This is a genomic window from Candidatus Zixiibacteriota bacterium (assembly GCA_040753495.1).
Classification (GTDB): domain Bacteria; phylum Zixibacteria; class MSB-5A5; order GN15; family PGXB01; genus DYGG01.
Map to the genome: position 1 here is coordinate 1 of JBFMEF010000045.1, position 7,197 is coordinate 7,197.

General features: G+C 50.7%; 8 protein-coding genes and 1 pseudogene. 7 read left to right on the top strand and 2 right to left on the bottom strand.

Translation table 11 applies throughout. From position 1 onward, the window contains the following. Nucleotides 1-74: pseudogene (locus tag AB1690_02665) on the top strand (IS3 family transposase). A 399-nt stretch (nt 75-473) separates the two neighbouring features. Next, on the top strand, nt 474-941 hold the full coding sequence (locus AB1690_02670) for a DUF2087 domain-containing protein (protein MEW6014206.1): 468 nt from the start codon (nt 474-476) through the stop codon (nt 939-941). 216 nt (nt 942-1,157) lie between these two features. Here AB1690_02670 and AB1690_02675 read toward each other — a convergent pair whose 3' ends face one another. Both AB1690_02675 and AB1690_02680 read right to left on the bottom strand, forming a co-directional pair. Further along, nucleotides 1,158-1,577: a hypothetical protein gene (locus AB1690_02675; GenBank protein MEW6014207.1), complete on the bottom strand. Its 420-nt coding sequence runs from the start codon at nt 1,575-1,577 to the stop codon at nt 1,158-1,160. Nucleotides 1,578-1,842: 265 nt separating this feature from the next. Then, the gene (locus tag AB1690_02680; GenBank protein ID MEW6014208.1) at nt 1,843-3,210 is read right to left on the bottom strand and encodes a hypothetical protein; all 1,368 of its coding nucleotides are present in this window, start codon (nt 3,208-3,210) and stop codon (nt 1,843-1,845) included. A 468-nt stretch (nt 3,211-3,678) separates the two neighbouring features. Between AB1690_02680 and AB1690_02685 the strand changes: the two genes are divergently transcribed. From AB1690_02685 to AB1690_02705, 5 genes are all read left to right on the top strand, one after another. Continuing rightward, nucleotides 3,679-4,728, top strand: a complete 1,050-nt coding sequence (locus tag AB1690_02685; GenBank protein MEW6014209.1) for a hypothetical protein — start codon at nt 3,679-3,681, stop codon at nt 4,726-4,728. A 114-nt stretch (nt 4,729-4,842) separates the two neighbouring features. Next, the gene (locus tag AB1690_02690) at nt 4,843-5,478 is read left to right on the top strand and encodes an MBL fold metallo-hydrolase (GenBank protein MEW6014210.1); all 636 of its coding nucleotides are present in this window, start codon (nt 4,843-4,845) and stop codon (nt 5,476-5,478) included. Nucleotides 5,479-5,490: 12 nt separating this feature from the next. Further along, nucleotides 5,491-6,321, top strand: a complete 831-nt coding sequence (locus AB1690_02695) for a histidinol-phosphatase (GenBank protein MEW6014211.1) — start codon at nt 5,491-5,493, stop codon at nt 6,319-6,321. Between the two features lie 8 nt (nt 6,322-6,329). Continuing rightward, nucleotides 6,330-6,947: a DNA-3-methyladenine glycosylase gene (locus tag AB1690_02700; protein MEW6014212.1), complete on the top strand. Its 618-nt coding sequence runs from the start codon at nt 6,330-6,332 to the stop codon at nt 6,945-6,947. After that, the coding region (locus AB1690_02705) for a Glu/Leu/Phe/Val dehydrogenase dimerization domain-containing protein (protein MEW6014213.1) at nt 6,944-7,197 on the top strand (254 nt) is incomplete at its 3' end. The genes AB1690_02700 and AB1690_02705, both read left to right, overlap by 4 nt.

Genomic DNA, 7,197 nt, shown 5'->3' on the forward strand with positions numbered 1-7,197 from the left:
GGATTGAGATATATTATAATCGTCAAAGACGACACTCAACTCTGAAATACTTAAGCCCGGTTGATTTCGAAAATGAAAACAGTTATGCTTATTTACGTGTCCCACAAATCGGGGGAAGCACAGTCCCTCGACCACGGTGGCCTATTGCGTGCCGGTCGAGCGGACTTGACAACTTCTAATTTCGCGCTCGAACCGTCTTGCTCGATATTTTAACTACGCCGTCAGGAGCCCTTCAACGTTGCGGCAGGTCTTAGTTTCCGCCGATGGCGGAAGCGTGACCTGCCGCTCTTCTCGCGCCGTCGGTCCCGCTTCACGCGGGATTCCGATGGAATCCGCTCATTCCTGCGCGCGGCTCCGCCCTTCGGCAGAACACCCGACATCGATGGGCAACACTACTTCATTCGGATTAATATGATATTATCCTTGACAATCCGTTAAAATCCCTTATATTCCGCAAAAATATGAGGTGATTTATGACTGACAATGCCACCAAACCACTTAAGTTCTATACCACTAACGAACTTGCTGACCTGCTCAAGATGAATGTTCAGGTCATCGCCCGCAAACTGCAGTCGGGGGAACTGGTCGCCTATAAACTGGGCAAAGACTGGCGAGTCACCGAGGCCGACCTGATGGCATGGCTTGACCGCTGCTCCAACCGTCACCGCCAGAATCCCGGCGAACTGGTGGTCAGCCGTTTTATGAAGAACGGCAAGATTGATGCTCTTCCGGTCCAGCGCAAGAAGCGGGTCTATATCCTTGAGCATATCCTTCGTCAGTTCGAACTGAACCGCATCTACACGGAAAAAGAGGTCAATGAGACCATCACCCGTTTTCATGACGACTACTGCCGGGTTCGGCGGGAGTTCATTATGGAGAAGATGATGAACCGGAAGAACGGCAAATACCGCCGCATCGCTTCATACCGGTTCACGGGGTAAACTCTGTCTTACAGTCGAAGTCCTTCAGGGCATGAGCCTTTCGATTCCACCCACTGGCGGCTCGTGTCATTCTTCTCTGCGCCGTCAGTCCCGCTTCACGCGGGATTCAACGTTCCGGCAGGTCTTAGTTTCCGCCGCAGGCGGAAGCGTGACCTGCCGCTCTTCCCGCGCCGTCGGTCCCGCTTCACGCGGTATCCTGACGGAATATCAGATTTTTTACGACGACTTCTGGACCCGGAAATTCAGCGTACCGCTTACCTTGACCAGGCGTACTCTTAAAATCCATGGCCCTGGTTCCGCCGGCAATCTCTGACTGGTGCCGAATGTACCATTATCCTTGAGACTGCGGCTGTAGACTTGCGTTCCCAATGAGTCCAGAATTTCTAAAGTAGCGGTACCGGTGAGCCCCGCGCTCGCCGACTGATTTACCGTGGCCGTATCGCCGGTGTTGCGCCAGATGTAATCCATGGAAAAATTGACATTCCGCATTGCGGTCGCCTGAAATTGGAAGTTATCCGTGGCATTGTTTATTTCCGGCTGGTACGGCGCCAGTGGATTTCCGTTATCACTGCATCCCAATAAAGCGAGAATCGCTAAGATGGCTGCCCCCAGGCTCAGAAATGATGGCTTGCTCATAAAGAATCCTCCTGCATCAATCATTTACCTCTATAATCGCATTTGTGGAGTAGGAGTTCCCCCCTCTCTATACAACCAATCCCCGGTTTGGATTCGCGCCTCGAATGTTCACTCTATCGGTCGGTCTGATGACGGAACGGGCACCAATAAAGGTCCCGTGCACTCTAATGATGATAATCGACAGGAGGTGAGTGTCGGGTTTTTCTTCATCACGCGACCCACAGCCCACCTGGTTCGGACCCAGAACCCGACTTATATGTGCATCCTACCTGGCTTTGGGGACTATCAAACGAAACTTGCCGGTCATCCGGTCAACGTCTATCCGCTCCACTATTTCCACCTCCACCGAGACCATCTCCGCCAACTGCTTATGCGCCAGTATCTCTTTCACCCGCTTCACAATCGCCGGCGCGACAGTCTCTTCTCCCTCTCGCACTACCGCCCGGACTACCAGTTTCTCATTTGATGGTTGCCGAAACTGAAAAGTCACCAGCCCCGGCACAAAAAACTCCGCGAGAACTATCGGATGAATAAACTCCTGGCGGCCGTCCTTCCGGGTAAACCAGAGAAAATCTTCCTGCCTGCCGGCAATTCTGTCGATAACCCGAAACGGTCTGCCGCACTCGCATCTTTTTTCACTGACCACTATTTCATCCTTTATTCGATAGCGAATCAGCGGCTGGGTATAATTGTAAAGATTGGTCAGATAAACCTGCCCCGGTTCCCCCTCTTTTACCGGTTGAAAATTCTCATCCAGCACCTCCAGAATGAACCAGTCGTCAAAAATATGCATCCGGTGTTTCTTATTGCATTCAATCCCGATCGATATCCCTTCTGATGCCCCGTAAAAATTTATCGGCTCCACCCCCAGCGCCCCCCGGATATTCTGTCGCATCCCTTCGGTCAGGCTGTCACCGGAGCAGACCACCCGCTTTGGCGAAATCGAAATCGCCCCCTCTCTTTGAAGCTGCGCCAGGAGATTGACCGCCGAGGCATACCCCATAATAAATTCCGGCTGAAACTTCTGAATCCGACCGCAGATTGTATCCAGCGGGTCATTTATTGAGAGCGGAAGATACTGCATCACCGAGCGCGCCTCCTGCGACATGCTGACTCCGGCAAAATGCCCCTCGGTGGCGCCGATAAAACCGTAGCGGGTCTTTTTGAATAAGGATGGTTTCACTTTGCTGACCCGCGAAAGAGCCATCGCTTTTGCCATTGCCCAGTCGCCCGGGCCATAGACAAAGATGCCGATTGTCCCGCTCGAGCCGGAGGTATGAATGACCGTATATTGCCCTCGAAATTTGCTTTCCGGCGAAGTAGTTTCCCCAATAAATCTCTCCAGCTCCTTTCGATTAAGGGTTCGGTCCGTAGTGAAACGGTCAAAATTCTCCATCATCAAGTTCTTATCCACGGTCGGAAGCTCCCCCAGGGAGAGCTTTTCAGGCTTCAGGGGGTCAAGCCCGTGGTGGCGGTAATGCTCGATATAAAACGGGGAGTGGGTAAGCGTATGCCGAAGCAGAGCCCGAAACCGCCTTTCCTGAAGTGCTTTCAGGTCTTCTCTATCCAGTCGTTCCGCTTTTCGCAAAGACGGCACCCTGGAAAGCATCCTTATAGTAGAAAAGTAAGGCATATATCTTGGGATTCTCTGCTATTATTGTGAAATGCTATGCAACCATACCATAATGGTACGAAGATGTCAATGACTATTCGCCCTCATTACTCCTAATCCGACTACCATTGTGACAGATTTTGACAGGGGGTTGTACTATGACCGCTCTTTCGCATCTTTCCCTCCGGAAGCTATAAATTAATTGCTAAATTTTCAAATCCTGTTATATTTTAGTCAGAAAATACCATCATACAATTTTAGATAGATTCCGAGATTCAGTGGCAAACATTTTTGATCGTCGTCAAAGTTCTTTGAAGGGGCGATATTCTTACCGGCCTTAGCGCCAGTGATTCAATATTTTTCGATAATTGCCGATAAATAAAACAAATTTGGTCTATGTTTTGCTCGATATTGCAGACATTAAGCCCACTGGCTGACAGCAGATTGACTTTAACAGAAAGAAATTAGCTCGCTTCGCTAAACAACAGTATGTTTTGGACCTGGCTTAAGAAAGTCGAAACCCCGGTAGTTCGCGAAACCGAAATCGGCAGGGTTCTCCCGGCAGTTCGACCCAAACGGAGAAAATACTTTGTCCTGGGCGCGCTGGTCATTCTACTGACCGGTCTCTATCTTGGCTATAAATTGGGGCAACTGCCGAATATCCCGTATGTCTCCACTGTCGGCGAATGGTCGGTCGGCATCTATACCGGCGATTCGCTCTCGGTCTTTCAACCGGCAGAGGGGATTACCAACCCGGTACTGACCCGTCACGACATCACCGATGTCATTGCTGTCTTTGTGGCCGACCCCTTCATGGTCCGAGAAAAAGACAGTTTTTATCTGTTCATCGAAATCCTTAATGCCATGACCAATCAGGGGGATATTGGGGTTGCCGTCAGCTCCGACGCCCTTCAATGGGAGTACAAGCAGGTCGTTCTGGATGAGCCGTTTCATTTATCTTACCCTCATGTTTTCAAATGGAATGATGAGTACTATATGATTCCGGAATCAGCCCGGGCGTTTGGTGTCCGGCTTTATAAGGCGGTAGAATTTCCCTTTAAATGGGAAGTTGTTTCCACCCTGATTCATGACCGCCTGGTCGACCCGACCATTTTTGAGCATGATGGCAAATGGTGGTTATTTGCCTGCACTAACAACTATTCGACCAATCTCTATTTTGCCGATACTCCGCTTGGTCCCTGGACAATCCATCCCCAGAGTCCGGTGGTCAATCACAGCTTCCGTCGCGGCCGACCCGGCGGGAGAATTGCTGCTTTTGGGGACCGCATTATTCGCTATGTTCAGGACTGCCATCAGACATATGGCCGGCAATTGAAAGCCTTTGAGATTACCGAACTTACCACTACCTCGTTTGCTCAGATTGAACTACCCAACAGCCCGATTCTCCGTGAATCCGGGAAAGGGTGGAATGCGGACGGAATGCATCAACTCGACCCGATTCAAATAGGTCCCAACAAATGGATTGCGGTCGTGGACGGATACAATGACCACTGGATTTTCGGCAATTATTACTATTGACCTGCCTTAGTTCGACTTCTCCCTACTCAAATCTCCCCTCAGCATAAATAGTTTGACATTGCTGGCTGTTTCGATATCTTCCCGCCAGAAAAATCCGTATATTTACCGGTAAAAATGACCATTGATACAGTTATAGTCGGTCCCTTTGAGGTTAATTGCTATCTGGTTTTTGATTCTTCTACCAGGAAAGGGGCGATAATTGACCCGGGCGGAGATGAGGAATTGATTCTGAGTCGAATAGATGAGCTTGGGATGCTCCCGGAAGCGATTCTTCTAACGCATGGACATGGCGACCATATTGCCGCTCTGCCGGCGATAAAAAAGCGGCTGAATATCCCGCATTATATTGGTAGAGGGGATGAACCTCTTCTGGAGTCCCCCTCGGCGAATGTCTCTGCCCTTTATGGCTATCCGATAACGTGTCCGCCGGCAGATTTTGTCGTCAGAGATGGCGATACTCTTGATATCGGCGGAGTCAAGTTCTCGGTGCTGGCAACCCCCGGGCATACCGCTGGAGGAGTCTGCTATGTCAGCGGCCGCTTTCTCTTTTGCGGCGATACCCTGTTCAATTATTCCATAGGTCGGACCGATCTTCCCGGCGGCGACTACGAAAAATTAATTTCCTCCATAGAAAAAAGTATCCTTACTCTACCCGATGACATCATCTGCTACCCGGGACATGGTCCCGCCACCACCGTGGGGGAAGAGCGGAAAAACAACCCCTTTCTGACCGGAAGAAGATTTGTTTAAGAAGGACAAATTATGAGTTTTAGCGGAATGGCTCTCGCCGATTACCATATCCACCCGGATTATTCCATCGATGCCACCGGCACGATTGAGGAATATTGCGCTACGGCGCTGGAAAAGAATCTGGTGGAAATCTGTTTTACCACCCATTATGATTCCAATCCCCGCGGACCGGAAGGGGAGAGGGTAATGCGTGTTGACGGCAAATCGTTGCCTCTCTCGATAGAGACAGTGCAGAGATATTATGATGATGTCCGCGCCGCTCAGGAGAAATATTTCCCGCTCGGTCTGGAAGTGAAATGCGGCATTGAAGTCGGTTACTGGGAAGGGTGCGAGGAGCCAATAGCGTCGCTGTTCCGGAAGTTCCCCTTTGATTACAGACTGGTCGCCATTCATGATATTGACGATATCTGTGTTTGCTGCAAGAGCCGGTATGAAGCCTGTTTTTCCCGATTCAGTGTCGAGGAAATGGCCGACAAATATTTTGCGCTGGTCAAAAAGGCGGCAAAAAGCGCTCTCTTTGACTGCCTGGCGCATCTGGATGTGTATAAGAAATATGGAATCGGTTTTTACGGAAATGAGGTACTCGCCGTGCATCGGGGTCGCGTGGAACCTGTCCTGGAGACAATGGCCGAATATAACCTTGGCATTGAGATAAATACCGCGGCTTTGCGCCGGGGCCACAGCGAGTATTACCCCTCGATGGAGATTGTCAATCTGGCGCGACAAGCCGGGGTTCGTATCGCCGCCATCGGCTCCGATGCCCATAAGCCGGAGGAACTGGCGTTTGATTTCGAGGTGGCGGCCGGCGTTGCTTACGAACTGTTTCCATATTGCGATGAATAACTCCCTTCATGACTCCCGCGCGAAAGCTTAATCGTGAGTTCTATCTGCGTCCGACCCTGGAGGTCGCCCGCGACTTGATAGGAAAGTATCTTCTTTACGATAACGGCGCGAAACTTTTCTCCGCCCGGCTGGTTGAAGTAGAAGCATATATTGGCGAAGACGACCCGGCTTGCCATGCCGCAGTCGGCAAAACCGAGCGCAATAGAATAATGTTCGGCATCGGCGGTCACGCCTATATCTATTTCATTTATGGCATGTATTACTGCCTGAATGTCGTGACGGAACAACCGGGCTTCCCGGCGGCGGTGCTTCTGCGCGGCGCCGAACCGGATGAAGGTATTGAATATATGAAAAAGAATTTCCCCCAGGGGTATCGGCAGAAACTGGCAAATGGTCCCGGAAAATTGTGCCGTGCTTTCGGTTTGACCCGCCGTCAGAATGGCATCGACCTGACCGGCCAGACTCTTTATCTTGAGGACCGCGGATACCGCCCCGGAAAAATCGTAACTACCCCCCGAATCGGCATTACCCGTGGCGTCGACCGTCTCTGGCGCTTTCTGGATGCCTCATCGATGCCCATCGTTACCGCAAACAGCAGAAAATTTTCAGGAGATAAAAACAGATGACAGTCCACGAGAGATTGAAATCGGTCGATGTTCCGGTTTCCACTTTTGAAAATGTGATGAAGCAGTTTGACCAGGCGGCAAGCAAGCTAAATATTGCCAAAGAACTGCTCGAATTTATCAAGTATCCGCGGCGCAGCACCATTGTCAAGCTTCCGGTGCAAATGGATGACGGCTCCTTTCGGATGTTCACCGGATACCGCGTGCAGCATTCGATTGTTCGCGGTCCCGCCAAAGGGGGGATTAGATTCCA

Excerpts from the sequence above, each read along its gene's own strand:
- AB1690_02670 (MEW6014206.1), top strand. The coding sequence starts at position 474 with ATGACTGACAATGCCACCAAACCACTTAAGTTCTATACCACTAACGAA.
- AB1690_02675 (MEW6014207.1), bottom strand. The coding sequence starts at position 1,577 with ATGAGCAAGCCATCATTTCTGAGCCTGGGGGCAGCCATCTTAGCGATT.
- AB1690_02680 (MEW6014208.1), bottom strand. The coding sequence starts at position 3,210 with ATGCCTTACTTTTCTACTATAAGGATGCTTTCCAGGGTGCCGTCTTTG.
- AB1690_02685 (MEW6014209.1), top strand. The coding sequence starts at position 3,679 with ATGTTTTGGACCTGGCTTAAGAAAGTCGAAACCCCGGTAGTTCGCGAA.
- AB1690_02690 (MEW6014210.1), top strand. The coding sequence starts at position 4,843 with ATGACCATTGATACAGTTATAGTCGGTCCCTTTGAGGTTAATTGCTAT.
- AB1690_02695 (MEW6014211.1), top strand. The coding sequence starts at position 5,491 with ATGAGTTTTAGCGGAATGGCTCTCGCCGATTACCATATCCACCCGGAT.
- AB1690_02700 (MEW6014212.1), top strand. The coding sequence starts at position 6,330 with ATGACTCCCGCGCGAAAGCTTAATCGTGAGTTCTATCTGCGTCCGACC.